General features: G+C 66.4%; 14 protein-coding genes. 6 read left to right on the forward strand and 8 right to left on the reverse strand.

The annotated features are described in order from the left end of the window. Positions 1-167 precede the first annotated feature (167 nt). From IFU00_11150 to IFU00_11180, 7 genes are all read right to left on the reverse strand, one after another. Complete coding sequence (locus tag IFU00_11150) at positions 168-1,862, reverse strand: hypothetical protein (protein ID MBD8542839.1); 1,695 nt, start codon at positions 1,860-1,862, stop codon at positions 168-170. Further along, complete coding sequence (locus IFU00_11155) at positions 1,859-3,568, reverse strand: hypothetical protein (GenBank protein ID MBD8542840.1); 1,710 nt, start codon at positions 3,566-3,568, stop codon at positions 1,859-1,861. The genes IFU00_11150 and IFU00_11155 overlap by 4 nt, the downstream gene beginning before the upstream one ends. Beyond that, positions 3,565-6,450, reverse strand: coding sequence for a type VI secretion system tip protein VgrG (locus IFU00_11160; GenBank protein ID MBD8542841.1), 2,886 nt, complete (start codon positions 6,448-6,450; stop codon positions 3,565-3,567). Before IFU00_11160 ends, IFU00_11155 begins: the two co-directional genes overlap by 4 nt. A gap of 124 nt (positions 6,451-6,574) precedes the next feature. Then, positions 6,575-7,381 carry a TatD family hydrolase gene (locus IFU00_11165; GenBank protein MBD8542842.1) on the reverse strand — a complete coding sequence of 269 codons (807 nt, stop codon included), beginning with the start codon at positions 7,379-7,381 and terminating at the stop codon, positions 6,575-6,577. 4 nt (positions 7,382-7,385) lie between these two features. Next, positions 7,386-8,093 carry a lipoprotein-releasing ABC transporter ATP-binding protein LolD gene (lolD, locus tag IFU00_11170; GenBank protein MBD8542843.1) on the reverse strand — a complete coding sequence of 236 codons (708 nt, stop codon included), beginning with the start codon at positions 8,091-8,093 and terminating at the stop codon, positions 7,386-7,388. Between the two features lie 16 nt (positions 8,094-8,109). Continuing rightward, positions 8,110-9,375, reverse strand: coding sequence for a lipoprotein-releasing ABC transporter permease subunit (locus tag IFU00_11175; GenBank protein ID MBD8542844.1), 1,266 nt, complete (start codon positions 9,373-9,375; stop codon positions 8,110-8,112). A 48-nt stretch (positions 9,376-9,423) separates the two neighbouring features. Next, positions 9,424-10,707 (reverse strand): lipoprotein-releasing ABC transporter permease subunit, encoded by a 1,284-nt coding sequence (locus IFU00_11180; GenBank protein MBD8542845.1) that lies wholly within the window; start codon positions 10,705-10,707, stop codon positions 9,424-9,426. Positions 10,708-10,902: 195 nt separating this feature from the next. Between IFU00_11180 and IFU00_11185 the strand changes: the two genes are divergently transcribed. The 3 genes from IFU00_11185 (at position 10,903) to IFU00_11195 (ending at position 15,068) form a co-directional block, all read left to right on the forward strand. Then, on the forward strand, positions 10,903-11,919 hold the full coding sequence (locus IFU00_11185; protein ID MBD8542846.1) for a hypothetical protein: 1,017 nt from the start codon (positions 10,903-10,905) through the stop codon (positions 11,917-11,919). 43 nt (positions 11,920-11,962) lie between these two features. After that, positions 11,963-13,666 (forward strand): single-stranded-DNA-specific exonuclease RecJ, encoded by a 1,704-nt coding sequence (gene recJ / locus IFU00_11190; protein ID MBD8542847.1) that lies wholly within the window; start codon positions 11,963-11,965, stop codon positions 13,664-13,666. Positions 13,667-13,958: 292 nt separating this feature from the next. Beyond that, positions 13,959-15,068: a metallophosphoesterase gene (locus tag IFU00_11195; GenBank protein ID MBD8542848.1), complete on the forward strand. Its 1,110-nt coding sequence runs from the start codon at positions 13,959-13,961 to the stop codon at positions 15,066-15,068. A 28-nt stretch (positions 15,069-15,096) separates the two neighbouring features. Here IFU00_11195 and IFU00_11200 read toward each other — a convergent pair whose 3' ends face one another. Continuing rightward, positions 15,097-16,197 carry an MBL fold metallo-hydrolase gene (locus IFU00_11200; protein MBD8542849.1) on the reverse strand — a complete coding sequence of 367 codons (1,101 nt, stop codon included), beginning with the start codon at positions 16,195-16,197 and terminating at the stop codon, positions 15,097-15,099. Between the two features lie 269 nt (positions 16,198-16,466). On the opposite strand from IFU00_11200, the gene IFU00_11205 reads away from it, so the two are divergent. Genes IFU00_11205 through IFU00_11215 form a run of 3 tightly spaced genes read left to right on the forward strand, consistent with a single transcriptional unit; the run spans position 16,467 to position 19,179 of the window. After that, positions 16,467-17,633 (forward strand): exo-alpha-sialidase, encoded by a 1,167-nt coding sequence (locus tag IFU00_11205; protein ID MBD8542850.1) that lies wholly within the window; start codon positions 16,467-16,469, stop codon positions 17,631-17,633. Continuing rightward, on the forward strand, positions 17,634-18,362 hold the full coding sequence (locus IFU00_11210) for a hypothetical protein (protein ID MBD8542851.1): 729 nt from the start codon (positions 17,634-17,636) through the stop codon (positions 18,360-18,362). Then, on the forward strand, positions 18,352-19,179 hold the full coding sequence (locus tag IFU00_11215; GenBank protein ID MBD8542852.1) for a hypothetical protein: 828 nt from the start codon (positions 18,352-18,354) through the stop codon (positions 19,177-19,179). Before IFU00_11210 ends, IFU00_11215 begins: the two co-directional genes overlap by 11 nt. Positions 19,180-19,217: the final 38 nt, after the last annotated feature.

The raw sequence follows: 19,217 nt of genomic DNA on the forward strand, positions 1-19,217 counted from the left end.
CGGCTGACGCCCGACTTGCGCCCGATCGCCATTGCAGCGACGATGAACCTGGCCGTCGCCACGGCGGTCGGGCGGACCATCCAGTCTTTCTGGCGCGTCACCGGGTCGTCCATGACATCTCCTTCGTGTTTCCGCGTCAAGCGGCTGTCCGGATCGGATCGATGCACTCAAGGCTCGCTTGCAATCCGCACCAGTGTCCAGCTGCTGTGCCGGCGGACGCGTTGTGCGAACGATGCACGTGGCAGCTGGCTGCCGGCGGCAAACCAGCGCGTGCCATCGAGCGCCTCGCTGTCGTCACAGCGCCACCATCCGCTGGCCGGGCAGGCTGCACTGCTTTGCGCGACGCTGCCGATCAGGGCGTCGTCGTGGGGCATGATGTCCGGGTCTGGCGTAAGGCCGGACGCAAGATCAGGCGCAATGACGGGGGCAAGGTCAGGCTCAAAGGCGGGGGCGAGACTGCTTGCATGACCCGGGATGGCTAACCCGGTCTCAGCAGGCGCTGGCATGATCTGAACCGGGGCACGGGGACGGTGGCGCTTGTCCGCCAGACGCCACCGGGTCAGGCTTCGGCTTTCATAGCTCGGCTGCAAACCCCTGACCCGCTGCCAGACGGTTGGTTGCGGCAGCAGCAGCGCTTGCGGCATGCGCTTGCCTTCGGCGATGAACTGGCGTTGCCCGTTGTAGACACGCACGCGGGCGTTGACCTCGGTACACTGCCACCAGCCCGTGTGCGGACAACTGTCACCGGCGAGCGCGATGGCGCCGAGCGCAGTGGCCGGCGCTTCGACAGCCGCTGGCGCCTGGATTGCGGTCGGCCGCAGCCGGAGACTGCCGGCGATCCGGTCCCACAGATCGATCAGCGCCCCCTCGGACAACGTCGACTGCACCGGCTTGCCGCCACTGGCCGGATTGGTGCCGGCGGCCAGTTCCAGTGTCATGAACGGCATGTTGACATCCGCCTGGCGCCCGGGCATTTCCCACTGAAACGAATAGCCGGTCGTGAAATTGGGTTCGCGCACCCGCATGACCAGTTCGTCGCCGTCAAGGCCATTGATGGCGCGCGCCGCTTCACGCAGATGCGAGAACGCAAGCTGCATGAACAGCGGACGGCGGTCGACCGTGATCGCATGCCGTTCGAGCAGGCGCGGGGCGGGCGTCACCCCTGCCATCGACGAGAGCACGATACTCACGTCAGGATGGCCCGGCAGGCCGGCGAACAGCACGACGCTTTCCGTGTCCGCGTCGTCGTACGGATCGAGCACGATGGCATGGTCAAGACAAAACCCCGGCTCGCGCGGTATCTCGCCGGGCTGCATCGCGCGAAACCGGCGCAGCACGCGTGCCAGTCCGTCCCCGCTGCCCGGCGCCATGCCCTGCGCCTGCGCGTCGATGCTGACGTGGGGTAGTCTCAACAGGCCAAGCACGTCCACGTCTTCAATCGCCACGACATGACCGTTTTCGATGGTCTGGGCCGGGCGCCGGTTGTGTACGAACACCTTGCCCTGCCCCGTCGCAGACAGCAAGTCCTTCGCCGACTCCAGCTTGCCGTACTCGTCTTTCCCGTCAAGCAGCGTGTTTTCCAGTGCGCCAAGACGTTCCGTGAAGTCGTCGTCCGTTTCACGATCGGTGCTGACAACGTCGTAACCGCCGACGAAGCCACGTCGCAGACGCACCGTCGCCTCGGCGGGAAGGTCGATCAGGAAACGGCCCACGCAGACGGTCTTCATCGTGCCGGTCATCTTTGCCACCTTTTGCCTATCCTCGTCGGTCTGGAACGAGTTCGCGAGAAAGGACACCAGCGTCAGGGCTGACGCCATCGCTATACCGACCCAACGCACATGGCGGCTCTTCAGCCGCTTCATCGGACTTCCTGAACGATCTTGACGATGAGATGGCGCGTCAGCAGCAGCATGTCTTCGTGCTGGAAACTGTCCTGGTGCCGAAAACCCGTTGGTGAGAACGCTCCGCGCACGTGCGCTGCCGCCCCTGCGCCGGATTGCAGCGGCACGGTTTCATCGCCTTGTTCGTCCTGCGGCCACAAGACAAAGCGCAGCCGGACACCGTTCGCGGTTTCCACCTCGCGCGTGTCGGCACTGCCTTTCCCACCATCGGCGACCAGCTTTGCCGCCCGCACGTTGGCGGTCGTGAGCACGGCTGGCGACGTCGAGGGCATGCGCGCCACCCAGCGAATCTTGCCATACGCTTTCAGCGTTTTGTCCGCGCCGTAAAAAGCGTAGGAGTGGCGGTGATAGTACGGCGTGCTCTTGCCGCCCTTCCCTTCGACGCCCAGAACCTGGCGATGAAAGCGCTCCGCCTCGTTGATTGCATCGAGAATTTTCTTGACCGGCCCCCCATGCAGCTTGGCGTAGCGCTGCGCCGGGTCCGCCAACGCCGGGTCGATCATCCGGTGCCACGACGTCATGTCCCGATACATATCGTAGGGATTGCCATCCGGTAGCGACACCATGTCGCGCAGATCCTCGTGCGCGTTCACGCCACGCAACGTTTTGATCACCAGCCACGGCGCCGGATAAAGATGATTCGGCAGCAGTTGCAGCAGGCCGGGCGCCACCGCCATCACCGGCATCGTCTTGGCGCTCGTGTCGCCGGCGATATCGGCGAACCCGGACGCCGCAAAATTGGCCAGTGGCCCGTTGGTAAAGTTGCCTGCCTCGGTGCCGCAGGCCATGCGCCGGTACGCAACCGGGGCGCCCAGCGCCGGCATCACGGCGTGCACGATGCCGGCGATGTCCGAGGCGCCGCCTGCCCCTTCGCTCAGGCGTGCGCAGGCACGCGCGACCAGTCCGCCCATCGAGTGGGTCACCAGGATCACGTGGCGGCATGCATGCTTGCGGTTGGTCCAGAAGGCGCGTATCCCGTCGATCCGTGCGCGCAGGCGTTTTGCCGCGACGTCGCACGACGCCAGCCAGTTGTAGCCGAAGGCATAGACCGGATACTGGTAGCCGGCGTAGTGTTCGAGTTCGGCTTCGGTGACATGCTCGATCTGCCGCACGCCCCAGCGTTCGGGGTCGCACTGCATCACCCGCTTCCAGTGCAGGCGCACCAGGCGCGCCCCCTGGGGCGAGAGCTGGAACGTCTTGTCCAGGTTGCGTTGCAGGTCGACCAGCAGCGCGCCGTACGAGTCGGCGTGGATTTCTCCCCAGCCCCGCTCGCGCATGACGTCCGGCTCCAGGCCGCAGAGCGGGAAGTCGAGTTCGCCGTCAGGATCCACCTCGAGGATGGCGGGATCGAGGATGCGCTGGCGCAGTGCAGGCGCGCGTGTTTCCCATACGTCGGCCTCGCGGTATTTGCCGGCGAGGTGATTCGGTGGGCGCCATGCGGGCTCGCCCGCGCGCAGCGCGTCGTCGTCACGCTTGTTCAAACTGGCACGCGCCCGCAGGTTCGAGCCCATGCTGCCGGGAACGAAAATGACGGGAATGACCTTGCGCGATCCGATCGTCACGCGCGCGCGCACCTTGAATGCAACTGGCGTGGCGACCGTGTGGGCCACCAGGCTGCCGTCGCGCTCGACGGTGGGCTGGTGAATGGGCCGGGTCGGCTCGCTCATGCTCTGTCCGTGCTGGCGGGCGTCGGATCGCTGGACTGGTCATCGGCCAGCAGACGGAATTCGATGTCGCCCATGGCGTAGCTGTGAAGGATGCCCGTGCGGCCTTCATCGTCGGTAATGCCTTCGATGCGGGTGCCGTCCTCGTGCTGCGCGATATAGCGCTGCCCCCTGGCCGGCAGGTTGGTCTGGCGGTCGACGACCACCACGCGCTCATCGGTTTCGAGGATGGTGGCCGGCAGCCGCAGGCCAGCCGGCATGCCGCCACCGCCTGTGAGGTAGTCGACGCTGGCGGCCTTGATGACGTGGTTGCCGCTGCTCTGGTGGGTGATCGCGCCGCCGTGCCAGTCGGTTTGCGTGCCCTGCGACACCACCTTGACCGACGGCGCTTCGAGCTCGATGCCGGTGGCGGCGATCAGGCGAATCCGGTTGGACGACTTGATCTCGATATCGCCCTTGTGCGTTTCGACGACGATGTCGCCGCGCGCCGCAATCAGTTTCATGCCCAGGTCATACGCGAACAGGCTGAGCGCACGCGACGCCCGCAAAAACAAGCTGCGCCCGGCCGCCAGTTCGGTGTCGCCGGTCGAGACGATGTCGATCTTGGTGCGCGCGGCCAGCGCGATGGCGTCATCGCTGGCCAGCACCACCCCGGCCGGCGCGCTCACCGCCACCATCGGTGCGCCGCCCTGCGCCAGGCCTGGGGCCACATTCGAACCGTCGTGCCAGCGGCGCAGGCGCTCGGTGAGCTCGGCCAGGCGCGGGCTGGCCGCATGCTCTTCGCCGTGCGCGCCCGCCAGCCGGCCCAGTTCATCGAGCACGCCGTGCATCACCTCGGCGATGCCGACCAGCGCGCCGCGTTCCAACTGGGCGCCACCATCGGCGTCGCTGCCGCCGGCACTGAGCAGGATGCCTTCGCCGCCGCGCACGGCAACGGCCTTGCTGCTGCGAAGCTCGGCGCCCTCACCGCGTGCCCTGGCCGTGCCACTCGAGCGAGGATCGGACAGCCAGCCCAGATTGAGTTCGGCAGCCGCGTGGTCGCTCGCCAGCTGCACGCCGATCTGGCCCGGTGTATCGTCGAACAGCAACTGCCCGCCACGCGCGCCGCCAATCTCACGGCTGCGCATGCCGGCCAGGTAGCGGTTGCCCGGCAAGCCACCCGCGCGGCTGAGCGCGGGTGGCTGCGAACGCTCGTTGTACAGCTGTGACAGGATCACGGGCCGGTCGGGATCGCCGCCCATGAACGCCACCAGGACCTCGGTGCCCACGCGCGGCATGCCAAGCGTGCCCGATTGCTGCTGGCTGCCAGCGCCAGCCCCGGCCCAGTTGGACGCGACGCGCACCCAGGCCGAGTCGGCGGGCGTACCCGACGCCCCCGCCCCATGTGCGTGCCGGTGGTCGTCCGTGCGCATGCCGGGAAAGCGGATCTTGACGCGGCCCAGCGCATCGCAATGGACTTCTTCGCCAGGCGGACCGGTCACGATGGCGCTTTGCAGTTGCGGATGCGGCAGGTCGGTACGCGGGTCGAACCCGGGGGCCAGCGGAATGCCGCGCCGCACGGCGTCGAAGCTGGCCCGCACGCGTATGGCGCCGGATGCAGCCGAAGATGCGGGCGCATGCGCCAGCGCAGCCCCGGCCACTGACGCCAGCACCGACGCCGCAAACGCGCAGTCGGCGCCAGTGAGCGCCGTTCCCATCAGCCGCCGCACGCGCTGCGCAACGTCAGCCGGCAGGTTGTTCTCGGCCTCGACCTGCAGTGCGGTGATGACGAAGTCGCGTTCGGCGGGCGGGTGCGTGTCGATCTCGGGATGGCCGCCAAGGGTGAACCACTCGCCGGCGCGCAGGTCGCGCACGGTGCCCGCGCCATGAAAGCATTTGGTGTCGAGCTCGTGCCGGTTCATGCGCAGCTGCCCCAGGCGCCAGTGGTCTTCGACATCGTTGCCGGCATGGGGCATCTCGACCTGGTAGTCGTCCAGGCTGGCGGCCAGCCCATTGCCGCTGGGCCCCTGGTCGGCCATGCCACGCGCGGTGGCCGTCATGAAGCTGGTGCCCAGCGGATTGCGATAATCCCAGCTGTGCCGCGTCGTGCTGCCAGCCTGCAGGCGGCGCGCGGCGCACCATGACACGATCGTGTCGCGCTCTTCGCTGGCGCCGCCCTGGTGGTAGCGCACGGCGCCGGCGCTATTACGGGGCAGCGTGCTGGGATCGTTGAACAGCACCAGCGTGTGGGCAGGTGACGCGTCGCGTTCGCTGCCCGCCGTCCTGCTGCGCGCGTGGCCGGGGCGGAAGGTCCAGGCCACGCCACGCCGGCGCAGCAGGCGGCGCACGAAGGCGGCGTCGGACTCGTTGTATTGCATGGTCTGCTCGCGCGGCGGAAACTGGCGCGGGTCGAACAGCGGATCGAGTTCGTAATCGAAGGCGCTGGCCAGCACGCTGTTCGACAGGCGCCATTCATCGAACAGCACCTGCACGATCTCGAGTTCGTTCTGGTAGCGAAACACGCGGCTGTTGATGCGCTTTTCCATGATCGCCAGCGCGTCGCGGATCACCAGCTGGTACACGCCCAGGCCACCGTCGAAATCGCCGGCGCGTGCTTCGGCCACGATGCCGCACACGCCGCGCAAGCCGCCACGATCGGTGACAAGCGCGACTTCGGCCGGCAGCGCGATCAGTTCCTTGAGCGGCAGGCGCGGTGTGGACGCAACGCAGGTGACGGTGTACTCGAGGCCACCGCAAATGGCTTCGCTGCCCGTGACACGTTGCGGCAACAGGATGGTGGCAAGTGGATGATCAGCATGGCCGAGACGCAGCCGGATGGGCCGGTGCGCTCCCGATAGCGAACGGTCGTTCTGCAGCATGCGCAGGAATTCGCTGGCGTTGTCCACGTGAATCTCCTGTCCATCCAATGCGCTTCGCGGGGAAGCACATCTTGGCACGCCGTACTGATGGCGTTTTGTCAGGTGTCACAGATGCCAGGCGCCGTTTCGGGAACTTCGCAGGGCCGCCTGGCTAGACGGCAGCGCACAAGCCGGCCAGGCGCGGGATGGCGGCCAACGAGGCGCGATGGGCAGCGATGCGCACGACATTCGTGTCCACGCCGCGCAATTCGGCCAGCGCCGCGCCGATGCCCGGCAAATTCTCGGGGCTGTTGCGGCCCGGATGAATCCAGCTGGGGGCGATGTCGGGTGAGTCAGTTTCCAGCACGATCCAGTCGAGCGGCAACTCCGTGGCGAGGCGCCGGATCTGCAGCGCACGCGTAAAGGTCAGGTTGCCGCCGAAGCCCAGGTGCAGCCCGAGGTCGATGAAATTCTGCGCCTGCTGGAAGCTGCCATTGAAGGCATGCGCGATGCCGCTCGGCGGGCGGATCTGGCGCAAGTGCTTGAGCACCTGGTCCTGCGAGCGGCGCACATGGGTCATCACTGGCAAGCCGAAGTCGCGCGCAATGCGCAGCTGTTCGCGGAAGAACCGCGCCTGCTTCTCGCGCATCTCGGGCGTGGTGAGTTCGGGGATGAAGAAATCCAGGCCGATTTCACCGATGCCCACGAAGCGCGGATCGCCCATCGCCGCTTCGACGCGCGTGCGCAGGTACGCCAGGTCGTCATCGTGTGCCTGCGGCACGCACATCGGGTGGATGCCCAGCGCATAGCAGGCGTTCGGGCTGCCCGCGGCCAGCGCGGCAACGGTATCGAAATTGCCCCGCTCGACCGCCATGATGACGATCATCGAGACGCCGGCCGCGTCGGCCCTGCGCGCCACGCCAGCGCCATCGCCGCCGTATTCGCGGGCGTCGAGGTGAACGTGCGTATCGATCCACATGGCGTCAGCCCTCTGCAGCCTGCAGCCCGTGCTCGGTCATGCGCAGCACGCGGTCGCAGCGGCGCGCCAGTTCCATGTCGTGCGTGACGATCACGAAGGCGGTGCCCAGGGTGCGCGACAGTTCGAGCATCAGGTCGAAGATGATCTGCGCGGTCGTGTGATCGAGGTTGCCGGTCGGTTCATCGGCCAGCACGCAGGCCGGTTGCGTGACCAGCGCGCGCGCCAGCGCGACCCGCTGGCGCTCGCCGCCGGACAATTCGCCCGGGCGGTGCATGACGCGTTTGCCCAGGCCCACGCGTTCGAGGATAGCCTGCGCCAGCGTCAGCGCCTCGGCGCGAGGCATGCGCCGAATCAGGAGCGGCATCATGACGTTGTCGAGCGCCGTGAATTCAGGCAGCAGGTGGTGGAACTGGTAGACGAAGCCCAGCGCCGTGTTGCGCAGTTCGCCGCGCCGCGATTCGGACAGGCTCGCAAAATCCTCGCCGCGCAGGCTGACCGTGCCGCTGCTCGGCGTATCCAGGCCGCCGAGCAGGTGCAGCAGCGTCGACTTGCCCGAGCCGGACGCGCCGACAATCGCCACGCGCTCGCCACGATAGACGGCAAAGTCGATGCCGTCGATGACGCGCACGATGGCATCACCCTGGTTGAAGGTCTTGCCCAGGCCACGGCAGGCCAGCACGGGTACGTCGTTGGTGTTGTTCACGTGGTTCATTGAATCGTTCATCAGATTATTCATAGCGTAGCGCCTCTGCCGGCTTCACGCGCGAGGCGGCCCAGCTTGGGTAGATCGTGGCCGCAAAGGCCAGCACCACCGACACGATGCCGATGGTGACGACGTCCGGCGTGTACAGCTCGGACGGCACGGTACTGATCAAATAGATATCCTTGGACAAGAACTCCACGCCCAGCAAGCGTTCGATGAACGGCACGATGACACCGATGTTCTTGCTCACGCCCACGCCCATGGCCACGCCCGCGAGCGTGCCGAGCACACCGACGACCGCGCCCTGCACCATGAAGATTTTCATGATCGAGCCGGGCGAGGCGCCCAGCGTGCGCAGGATCGCGATGTCGGCCTGCTTCTCGGTCACCGTCATCACGAGGCTCGACACCAGGTTGAAGGCGGCCACCGCGATAATCAGCGTCAGAATGATGAACATCATCTTTTTTTCGGTCTGCACCGCAGCGTACCAGTTGGCGTTGAGCTTGGGCCAGTCGCGCACGACCAGGTCGCCCTTCATCGAGGCCTTCAATTCGGCCGCAACTTGCGGCGCTTCGCGCATGTTCGCGATGCGCAGGCGCAGGCCCGATGGCGCCTGCTGGCGCTCGAGCCGCTGCGCATCCTCGATGTGCACGAACGACAGCGCCGCATCGAAGTCGAAGTGCCCGGCCTCGAAGATGCCGGCCACCGTGAAGCTGCGCGTGCGCGGCACCATGCCGGCCGGCGTGACCTGGCCCTGGGCCAGCACCATGGTGACCTTGTCGCCCATGCCCACGCCCAGCGCGCGCGCCAGCGCATAACCGAGCACGATATTGAAGCTGCCGGGCTTCAGGGCATCGAAGCTGCCGGCGCGGATCTGCTTTGCCACCGTCGACACATTGTCTTCGACGCCGGGCAGCACGCCGCGCACGATCGACGGGCGCATGATCCCGTCGCGCACCAGCAGGCCCTGGGTTTCGACGAAGGGGGCCGAGCCCAGTACGGCCGGATTCTGCGCCGCCTCTTTCGCCTTGGCCTGCCAATCCGGCATGCTGCCCGATGCATCGAACACCTCGATGTGGGCCAGCACCGACAGCATGCGGTCGGTGACCTGCTTCTGGAAGCCGTTCATCACCGACAGCACGATGATCAGGGCCGCGACGCCGAGCGCGATGCCGGCCACGGAAATGAGCGAGATGAACGAAATGAAGCTGCTGCGACCGCTGCTCTTGCCAGCGCGCGTGTAGCGCAGGCCGACCTGCCACTCGTACGGCAGTTTGTGGATGGTGCTCATGAATTTTCGTGCTTCAGATTGGAATCGGGGCGGACGACACAGGCGCGGTTACTCATAGCGCAGTGCCTCTGCCGGTTTCACGCGCGAGGCGGCCCAGCTTGGGTAGATCGTGGCCAGGAACGACAGCAGCACGGCCACGCCGCCGATCCAGCCAACGTCGGCCCACAGCAGTTCGGACGGCATCTCGCTGATCAGATACACCTCTTGCGACAGGAAGTGCACGCCCGAGACGCGCTCGATGGCCGGCACGATGACGTCGACATTGAGCGCCACCAGCACGCCCAGGCCCACGCCGAGCAGGCCGCCCAGCAGGCCCACGAGCGTGCCCTGCACCATGAAGATTTTCATGATCGCGCGTGGCGAGGCGCCCAGCGTGCGCAGGATGGCGATGTCGGACTGCTTGTCCTTGACGGTCATGACGAGCGTCGAGACCAGGTTGAACGCGGCCACCGCCACGATCATCGTCAGGATAATGAACATCATGTTCTTCTGCGACTGCACGGCCGCGAACCAGACGGTGTTGACCTTGGTCCAGTCGCGCATGATCAATTCACCCGGCATCGAGCGCTGCAGTTCATAGGCCACGCGTGGCGCCTGGTGCAGGTCTTGCAGGCGCAGGCGGATGCCGGCCGGTGCCGTGGCGCCTGTCGCCACCTGGGCGTCGTCGATATTGATCAGGGCGAGCGTGGAATCGAACTCGAAATGGCCGGCTTCGAAAATGCCGGACACGGTCAGCGCGCGCGTGCGCGGCAGCGGGTTCTCGCCCGGCGTGCTGGCGCCGCCCAGGATGCCGCTGCTGGCCACGAGCAGCGTCACGCGGTCGCCCACATCGACGCCCAGCGACTTGGCCAGCGCGCGGCCCAGCACGACGTTGAACGAGCCGGCGCGCAGTGATTCGAAGCTGCCGGCCTTCATCTGGCGCGTGATGTCGGATACCTGCGCCTCTTCGACGGGCGCCACGCCGCGCAGCAGCGCCGGCTTCATGACGCCATCGACCAGCAGCATCGATTGCGCGTCGATGAACGGCGCGGCGGCCTTGACCTCGGGGTTGCGCAGCGCCTGCAGGCTGGTGGCGCGCCAGTCGGGCAGCGCGCCGCGGCTGTCGAAAATCTCGACGTGGGCCAGCATCGACAGCATGCGGTTGGTGACTTCCTTCTGGAAGCCGTTCATCACGGACAGCACGACGATCAGCGCGGCCACGCCGAGGGCGATGCCGGCCACCGAGGCCATCGAAATGAAGGAGATGAAGCTGTTGCGGCCGCTGCGCTTGCCGGCGCGCGTGTAGCGCAGGCCGATCTGCCATTCGTAGGGGAGTTTGTGGGTGATGCTCATGCTGTCCGTGTCGACCGATCCGCTGTGTTTTTGTATTAGTAGCGCAGCGCCGGGCTGCATCAGCCCGGCAGTTTGCCAGACAAAACGGGATTGTGGCGCAATTATCAAAAACCCACTAGGGCATTCCAGTGGGCATGCGGAGCAGAAACGGGATGGCGATCCGCTGGCGGCGGCGATTTGCCCTAGAATAGCGGGATGGCTCATATTACGCTCGTCCTGCCGTTCGCTCTGCCGCTTCCCGAATTTGCTCCCGACCTGATCCGCGCGATGAACACGCCGGCGCTGGCGCTGCTGCTCTCACGCACGTCGAGCGCCACGCGCACGCGGACGGCCGAACATACCCATGCCCTGTCCCATGAAACCTGGCTGGCGCGCGCGCTCGGCGTGGGCGCCGCGGGCAGCGTCGACGTGGCCGTTGCCGCCATGCGCGGCTTCGGGCTGGATCCCAATGGTGGCAACTGGTACATCGTGTCCCCCGGTCATATCCAGATTGCGCGCACGCACCTGACGATGGCCGATACGCGCCAGGTACCGCTGGCCGATGACGACAGCCGCGCGCTGTTCGCCACGGCGGCCGAACTCTGCGAGAGCATTGGTCATGCGCTGCGCTACGGCGATGCGCAGACATGGTTTTTGCGCGCCGACGACTGGACCGGTTTCGAGACCGCCACGCCCGATACGGTCGTGAACATGGACCTGACGGATTTCATGCCGAAGGGGCAGCCGGCGCTGGCCTACCGGCGCCTGCAGAACGAAGTCCAGATGGCGTGGCATGCGCATCCGGTAAACGCCGCGCGCGAAACGCAGCGGCTGCCGATCGTGAACGCGTTCTGGATGTGGGGCGCGGGCCGGACGGCGCCCGCAGCGACGCAGCCGCTGGCCAGTGTTGCCGTGCCGAGCTGGCTCGGTGCGCTCGGCGATCAGCGGTTCGAGACGCTCGACCGGTTGGCCGACCTGCTGTCAACCGACCGCACGCTGGTGGTCGGCCCGCTGGCCGAAGCGGCGCAGGCAGCCGACTGGGGCGTCTGGCTGCAGGTGATGCAGCAACTGGAAGATACGCTGTTCGCACCGCTGCTGGCTGCCGTCAAGGCGGGCCGCGTGAGCAAGCTGACGCTGGTGCTGAGCAGCCGCGAAGGCCTGCTGGAGACGACGACGAGCGCGCTGGCGCAGCGCAAATTCTGGCGCAGCCCGACGCTCGACGCACTGAAGTGAGAACACTGGTGAGCGCACTGAAATAACCCGACCGAGACAGACATTGACCCTGAAGACCCGACTTTCCACCCGCCCTTGCCCGTTCCGCACCTCCGAACTGCTGCGCCAGGATGGCGTGCACCCCGTGCTGGCCCGCATCTACGCGTCGCGCGGCCTGCTCGATGCGCGTGAGCTTTCGAGCGAGCTGGCGGCCCTGTCGCCGCCGTCCGGCCTGAAGCACATCGACGCCGCCGCCGCGTTCCTGGCCGACGCCATCGGCGCCGGCAAGCGCATGACGATCGTCGCCGACTACGATTGCGATGGGGCCACCGCCTGCGCGGTCGCCCTGCGCGGTCTGCGCGCGATGGGCGCGCAGGTCGACTACATCGTCCCGAACCGCTTCGAATACGGCTATGGCCTGACGCCCGAAATTGTCGCACTCACCGCGCGCGAAAAAGCGCCCGACATCATCGTCACGGTCGACAACGGCATCGCCAGCGTCGACGGCGTGCTCGCGGCAAACCAGTTGGGCATCGACGTCGTCGTCACCGACCACCACTTGCCGGGGGACGTGCTGCCGGCGGCGCGCGTGATCGTCAACCCGAACCAGCCCGAGTGCGGCTTCCCGAGCAAGAACCTGGCCGGCGTGGGCGTGGTGTTCTACGTACTGCTGGCCCTGCGCGCCGAATTGCGCCGGCGCGGCGTATTCGACGCACAGACGCAGCCCAAGCTCGACAGCCTGCTCGACCTGGTCGCGCTGGGCACGGTGGCCGACGTCGTCAAGCTCGATGCCAACAACCGCATCCTCGTTGCACAAGGCTTGAAGCGCATGCGCGCGGGCCGCATGCATGTTGGCGTGGCGGCGCTGTTCCGGGTGGCCGGCCGTGAGGCGCGCTGCGCCACGCCGTTCGACCTGGGCTTTGCCGTCGGCCCGCGCCTGAACGCGGCCGGCCGCCTGCAGGACATGGCGCTCGGCATCGAATGCCTGACCACCGACGACGAAGGCCGCGCCTGGGCCATCGCCCAGCAACTGAACGAAATCAATCTCAAGCGCCGCGAAATCGAAGCCGAGATGCAGGACACCGCGCTGCTGCACCTGGACACGTTCGAGCCAACCGGCGCCAGCACGATCACCGTGTTCGACGAAGGCTGGCACCAGGGCGTGATCGGCATCGTCGCCTCGCGCCTGAAAGAGAAATTCTACCGCCCGACATTCACCTTCGCGCCAGCCGGCGACGGCATGATCAAGGGCTCGGGCCGCTCGATTCCGGGCTTTCACTTGCGCGACGCGCTGGACCTGGTGTCCAAGCGCGTGCCGGGCCTGATCGACAAGTTCGGCGGCCACGCGATGGCCGCCGGCCTGTCGCTGCGGCACGACAATTTCGACACCTTCTGCCAGGCCTTCGAAGCCGTCGGCCAGGCATGGCTGACCGAAGCGCAGCTCGAACGCATCATCGAAACCGACGGTCCTCTCGAAGACGAGTTCTATTCGACCCAGTTCATCGAACTGATGGACGGCCAGGTCTGGGGCCAGGGCTTCGCGCCACCGGTCTTCTGCGACGAGTTCCGCGTCGTCAGCCAGCGCATCCTGAAAGAGCGTCACCTGAAGCTGCAGCTTGAAAAGAACGGCCGCCGCTACGACGCCATCTGGTTCGGCCACACCGACAGCCTGAGCGACCGCGCCCGCGTCGCCTTCCGCCTCGACGCCAACGAATACAACGGCGTCACCAAAGTCCAGCTACTGGTCGAGCACGCCGAATCCGCCTGACCGCTTGGGCCGAGCACCTGAGCAATTGCAAAATAATTCGACTCTGACCCCAATTGCAGCACGCTCGAATTGAGGCAATTGCCCAATAATTCGACTCTGACCCTCATTGTTACGTTTACTGCAGAGTCCGCCTAACAATTAGGGTCAGAGTCGAATTGTTTGATAACTATTTGCGGGCGGGATACTTACAGGCGACATGATCCTGGCGTGTTCGCTATGATGAGCCGGTTTGCCGGTTTGGCCATTCCCCTCTCATTCCCTGTGCGCTGGCTGGCTGCTGGCGGGAGCATGCATGTTTTCGATCATTATTAATTTTCTCGGCTCACTGATGCATTTTTACGTGGCGCATCGCCTGTATGCGCTGGGGCCGGTTCGTGCGCGCGTGCCGGCGCGTGTCTGGTGGGTGGGCGCTGTGCTTCTGTGGGCGTTTTATCTGTGGGGCGTGCAACTCGGGGATGCGGCGCTGGACTGGCTCTGGTGGCCGGGGCAGTTCTCGATGACGTGGCTTGGCGTGCTGTTCTGTATGACGCAGTATCTGCTGCTGGCCGACATCATCACAGGTTTTGGCTTCTGGCTGCGGACCTGGGCGCCGCGCATTCTGGCCGTTGGCGCGATCGCGGGCGTCTCGGTCAGCGCCTTTGCGATTTTTCAGGCGATGCGCGCGCCGGCCATCGTCGAGCAGGAAGTCACCCTGCCCGGCCTGCCCAAGGCGCTCGATGGCACCGTGCTGGTGGCAATCAGCGATACGCACCTTGGGGCCCAGCGCCGTGCGGAGTGGCTCGGCGCGCGGGTCGACCAGATCAATGCCCTCGATCCGGATGCCGTCGTGATGCTGGGCGACCAGGTTGAAGATGAACCGATCAACGACGCCCAGCTCGCACCTGTCCTCAAACGGCTGCGGCCCGCCATGGGCGTCTGGGCCATTACTGGCAACCATGAATACTATGGCGACGCCGGCGGCACGATCCACGAGTTCGCAGCCGGCGGCGTCAAGTGGCTGCGCGACCAGCACGTCGAGATCGCACCAGGCCTGCACCTGGCGGGCCTGGACGATATCGGGCGCGCCCGGCGCGGTGGGCGCGACGTGAATGCCGGTCTCGAACGCATGCTGCCCAAACGGCTGGACGGTGCGACGATCCTGCTCTCGCACATCCCCGACCCTCTACTAATCGAGCGCGCTGCGCAAAAGGACATCGACCTGATGCTGTCCGGGCATACCCACGGCGGCCAAGTCTGGCCATTCACGTATCTGGCCCAGCGCGAGTTTCCCTATCTGGTGGGCTGGTACCGCATCGGCCACATGCAGCTTGTGGTCAGCCGCGGTGCCGGTGGCTGGGGCCCGCGCATGCGGCTCTGGCAACCCGGCGAGATTCTCAAGCTGACCCTGCGCGCCCAGCCTTGACCCAGGGGCATGAGCACCCCGCCGCCACTCACGGCGCGATGGGTGGCCTGTACGTTTGCCCGTGCCGCATCACGAAGAACGCATCGTCCGCCACACCCTGCGCCGCGCGCGCCAGTGCCAGGTCGCGCGGCGCCTGGTCGAGGCGCTCCTGCCCCATCGGATAGGTCCCCCAATGCATGCCCACGCTGCGCTTGACGCGCAGCTCACGGTGGATGCGCACCGCCTCGTCGGGACTCACGTGCGAATTGCGGTACCACAGCGGCTGGTAGGCCCCGATGCCGATGGCCGCGAGATCGAAGCCACCGAAGCGCGCGGCGATGTCGCCGATGTCCTTCGAATAGCCCAGGTCACCCGAGAAGAAGAATGCAAACCCCGGGCGCGTGACGGCAAAGCCGCCCCACAGTGTCGCGTTGCGGTCCCACAGCGAGCGGGCCGACCAGTGATGCACCGGCAGCAGGTGCAGTTCCAGCCCCCGGTATGCCGTCTTTTCCCACCAGTCGAGCTTGACGATGCGCGAGCGGTCGCCCCCCGTCACGTTCTTCGCGAGCCAGATATCGACGCCCAGCGGCGCCACCAGCAGCGGCGGCCCGCCCGGCTGGCGGTACAGCGCGCGCAGCGACGCCTTCGACAAGTGGTCGTAGTGAGAATGACTGAGCAGGATGACGTCGATGCGCGGCAAGTCGGCCAGCGCCACACCGGGCGCCTGATGGCGCCTGGGTCCCGCGAACGGCAGCGGCGAAGCACGCTCGTCGAACACGGGGTCGATCAGGATGTTCACGCCGGTTCCGCTCTGGAACAGGAACGTTGCGTGGCCGATCCAGGTCAGCGCCGGTTCGCTGTGATTGGCGTGAATGAAGGCCAGGTCGGGCGCCACCGGCGCGATCGGCGCAAGCGGTGCACGCACGGCGGCGTCCTCGGTCCAGTTGGCGATCCGCGCCGCCCAGCCCTCGAAGAAGCCGCGCGGCGGCCGCTGATACGCAGGGTTGGCTGGATAATTGTTCGCAAAGCCTTCGACGCGATGATGGGTTTTGGCGGCGTCGTAATAGGGATTATGGTGCGCGCAACCGGTTGCAAGCAGAGCGCACGCAAGAACGGAAGCAGTCAGCAATGGCGTCAGTATGGTGCGCATGCGGCAATACCCGAACGGTCAAAAAGGCCAGTATAGGCGGTGTTACCGACGACGCGCGGGATGCGAATCGTCGCGTCGTTTCGGCGCGTAACGACGCGTCTTTTATCAGCGCCCAATGTTCTTTCTCGCTGCTTTACGGTAGGATAGCGCCTTTTCCCGGTCACGATCGTACGCTGGCGCCCGCGACATTGGCATGACTTTACCGGTGAAAAATTCATTGCCCGAACCCCGTGCGCAACGCACTTGCCGGGTTCTTCGACTGGAAGCGAATGGAGAAGTCCGCGATCCCCCGGCCGCCTAGACATCATGCGATCCTTCTCGGCGGCCTGCTGCTTGCCGTGCTGGTGCTCGTGATCGCCGCGGAGGCGCTGCGCTGGCGCGGCGCGTCTGGTGCAGCTGCCATGCCCACCGTGACCACGGCGAGCCCTGGCCGCGTGACGCTCACCGAACTCTCGCACGCCCACATCCCCGCGCCGCGCGGCATGCCATCGGCCCACGCCAGCACGCTGGCCGCCCTGCCAGGCAATCGCATGCTCGCGTTCTGGTGGGCCGGCAGCCGCGAGAGCGGTCCGGATGTCAAAGTCTTTGCCTCGACCTGGGCCCACGGTGCGTGGAGCGCGCCAAGGATGGTCGCCAGCCGCGATACGCTGGGCGCCGAACTGGGTTTCGGCGTGCGCCGCATCGGCAACCCCGTCGCCTGGACCGACCGCGCCGGCAAGATCCACCTGTACGTGGTGGCCACGGGCCTGGGCGGCTGGGCCGCCGCGCGCATTGCGCACCTGGTGTCGAACGACCAGGGCGCTACCTTCCACGTGCGCCGGATCCTGCCGACCTCGCCCCTGTTCAACACCAGCGCGCTGGTGCGCACCGCACCGCTGATGCTGAGCGATGGCGGCTGGTGGCTCCCCGTGTATTTCGAGATCGGCAACAAGTACCCGATGCTGATGGCGTTCGACGCCGACGGCAACCCGACCACGCTGGCGCGCATCGGTAACAGCACCACGACGCTGCAGCCGGCCCTCGTGGCCATCTCGAAGAACGAAGTGCGCGCCGTGATGCGCGACGACAGCGAACAGCAACTGGTCCAGCATGCGGCAAGTCTCGATGGCGGCGCCACCTGGCGCGATCTGCCGGCGCTCGACCTGCCCAATTACAGCACGTCGGTCGCCGCGATACGCCTTTCCAGCGGCCAGTTCCTGATGCTGCATAATCACGTCGAAGGCGGCGCGTCGGCGCGCAGCATCCTGCGCCTGTCGATCTCGGACGACATGCGCAGCTGGCGCACGATCGCCGACATCGCCAAGGGGCCGGCCGGCGACGAATTTTCGTACCCGTCGATGCAGCAGGTCGGCAACGAACTGCACATTACCTACACCTGGCAGCGCCAGGCGATTGCGCACCATCGCTACCGTATTCAACCGGAAGGTTCCACCTAGATGACACTGCCGGATCTCGCAAGCCAGATCGTGTACGGCCGCATTGGCTGGGCGATTGTCGCCGCCACCGTGGCCTGCGCGCTGTGGCGCGGTGCGGCGCCGCTGTCGCGCACCGGGGTGGCTGCCATCCTTGGCGGCACACTGGCCCTGATGGCGCTGCCCGGCAACCTGTCGCCCGCCTGGTACCTGGGTCTGGCGTTCCAGTATCCGAGCGGCCTGCTGGTAGGCTGCTGCCTGGTCCGCCTGACGGAGCGCTGGAACGGCGCCCGCCGCAGCGCGGCCATGCCGCCATCGCTGGCAGGGGTGCTGGCCGTGGCCGGAACGCTGCTGTACGTCGACGCAGTCGGCTTTCTCACGAGCGGTTACTATTACGCCGGTTTCGGCAGCGTCCTGGCGCCGCTCGTCGCGGTCATCCTGGCCGGCGCCTGCGCACTGGCGATCGTGCGGCATCATGCACGCGGGACTGCGGCAGCGGTGCTGGGCGCGGTCGTCCTGTTCTCGGTGCTGCGCCTGCCAAGCGGAAATCTGTGGGACGCCCTGCTCGACCCGCTGCTGTTTGGCTGGGCCATTGCGGCGCTGCTGGCCGGCGCGCTGCGCCGCAGGGGGCGCCGCGTCGCTGATCGCAGCCCATCAAGTCATAGCGATCCCGATTCCGCACCGGGCCCCGCGCTGCAGCCAATCGCGGCTGAACATTTTACGTCTCTGAAGGAGCAAGTTGGTGGTCAATAAGTTAGCAGTCAATCATCCCTGGTACAAACATCCGGTCATCATTTCGGCCACCATCATCAACGCTTTCATTCTGCTGCTGGCACTGGCATGGTCGGGCAATCCGCATGAGCTCTCGCGCCTGCTGGTCGAGGATGGCATCGTCGAATGGATGCAGTTCCTGGCGTTCTCGCTCACATCGGGCTTGCTCGGCTACGTGGCGGTGGACCGCTGGAAGAACGGCGGCATGCGGCTCGAAGTGCTGGTGCTGCTTGGCCTGACCGGTCTGGTGGCCGTGGCTGCACTGGAAGAAATCAGCTGGTTCCAGCGAATCCTGCAGATCCAGTCGCCCGAGTTCTTCCTGCAAAATAACCGCCAGGCCGAAACCAATCTGCACAACCTGGGTTTTGGCGAGGAAAGCCTGCACAAGGCCGTGCTGCTCAAGGTCATCCTGATTTCGGGCCTGATCCACAACCTGTTCCTGCCGCTGCTGGCGCGCAAGCGCCCTGCCGTGCGCACCTTCGTCGAGCGCTTCGGCCTGTACCTGCCGCCGCTGGCCGCCTCGATTCCGTACCTGGTGCTGGTGATCCTGTCGCACCTGCTGATCGACCATCCGCGCAAGGGCGAACTGGGCGAGACGTTCGGCGCCGTGCACTACCTCGCCACCGTGTTCGGCGCCTACTTCGTTGGCGTCGCCTACGACAAGAAGCCGCTGTTTGCGGGCCTGGATGCCCGCCGCGTCTCGGTGTTGTTTACGCTGCTGATGTTCTATCTCTTGATGACGGGCTGGATGCTCAGCGCCGGCGCTGGCGCGATCGTCACCGCGGTTGGCGCCGACTGAGTCGATCGTGCGCCAGCCGTACGGGGCTTGCGATCGAT

Source organism: Oxalobacteraceae sp. CFBP 8761 (assembly GCA_014841595.1).
Taxonomy (GTDB): domain Bacteria; phylum Pseudomonadota; class Gammaproteobacteria; order Burkholderiales; family Burkholderiaceae_D; genus Telluria.

Coding starts and splice junctions, on each gene's coding strand:
- IFU00_11150 (MBD8542839.1), bottom strand. CDS start 1,862: ATGAAGCGGCTGAAGAGCCGCCATGTGCGTTGGGTCGGTATAGCGATG.
- IFU00_11155 (MBD8542840.1), bottom strand. CDS start 3,568: ATGAGCGAGCCGACCCGGCCCATTCACCAGCCCACCGTCGAGCGCGAC.
- IFU00_11165 (MBD8542842.1), bottom strand. CDS start 7,381: ATGTGGATCGATACGCACGTTCACCTCGACGCCCGCGAATACGGCGGC.
- lolD (MBD8542843.1), bottom strand. CDS start 8,093: ATGAACCACGTGAACAACACCAACGACGTACCCGTGCTGGCCTGCCGT.
- IFU00_11175 (MBD8542844.1), bottom strand. CDS start 9,375: ATGAGCACCATCCACAAACTGCCGTACGAGTGGCAGGTCGGCCTGCGC.
- IFU00_11180 (MBD8542845.1), bottom strand. CDS start 10,707: ATGAGCATCACCCACAAACTCCCCTACGAATGGCAGATCGGCCTGCGC.
- IFU00_11185 (MBD8542846.1), top strand. CDS start 10,903: ATGGCTCATATTACGCTCGTCCTGCCGTTCGCTCTGCCGCTTCCCGAA.
- IFU00_11195 (MBD8542848.1), top strand. CDS start 13,959: ATGTTTTCGATCATTATTAATTTTCTCGGCTCACTGATGCATTTTTAC.
- IFU00_11200 (MBD8542849.1), bottom strand. CDS start 16,197: ATGCGCACCATACTGACGCCATTGCTGACTGCTTCCGTTCTTGCGTGC.
- IFU00_11205 (MBD8542850.1), top strand. CDS start 16,467: ATGGAGAAGTCCGCGATCCCCCGGCCGCCTAGACATCATGCGATCCTT.
- IFU00_11210 (MBD8542851.1), top strand. CDS start 17,634: ATGACACTGCCGGATCTCGCAAGCCAGATCGTGTACGGCCGCATTGGC.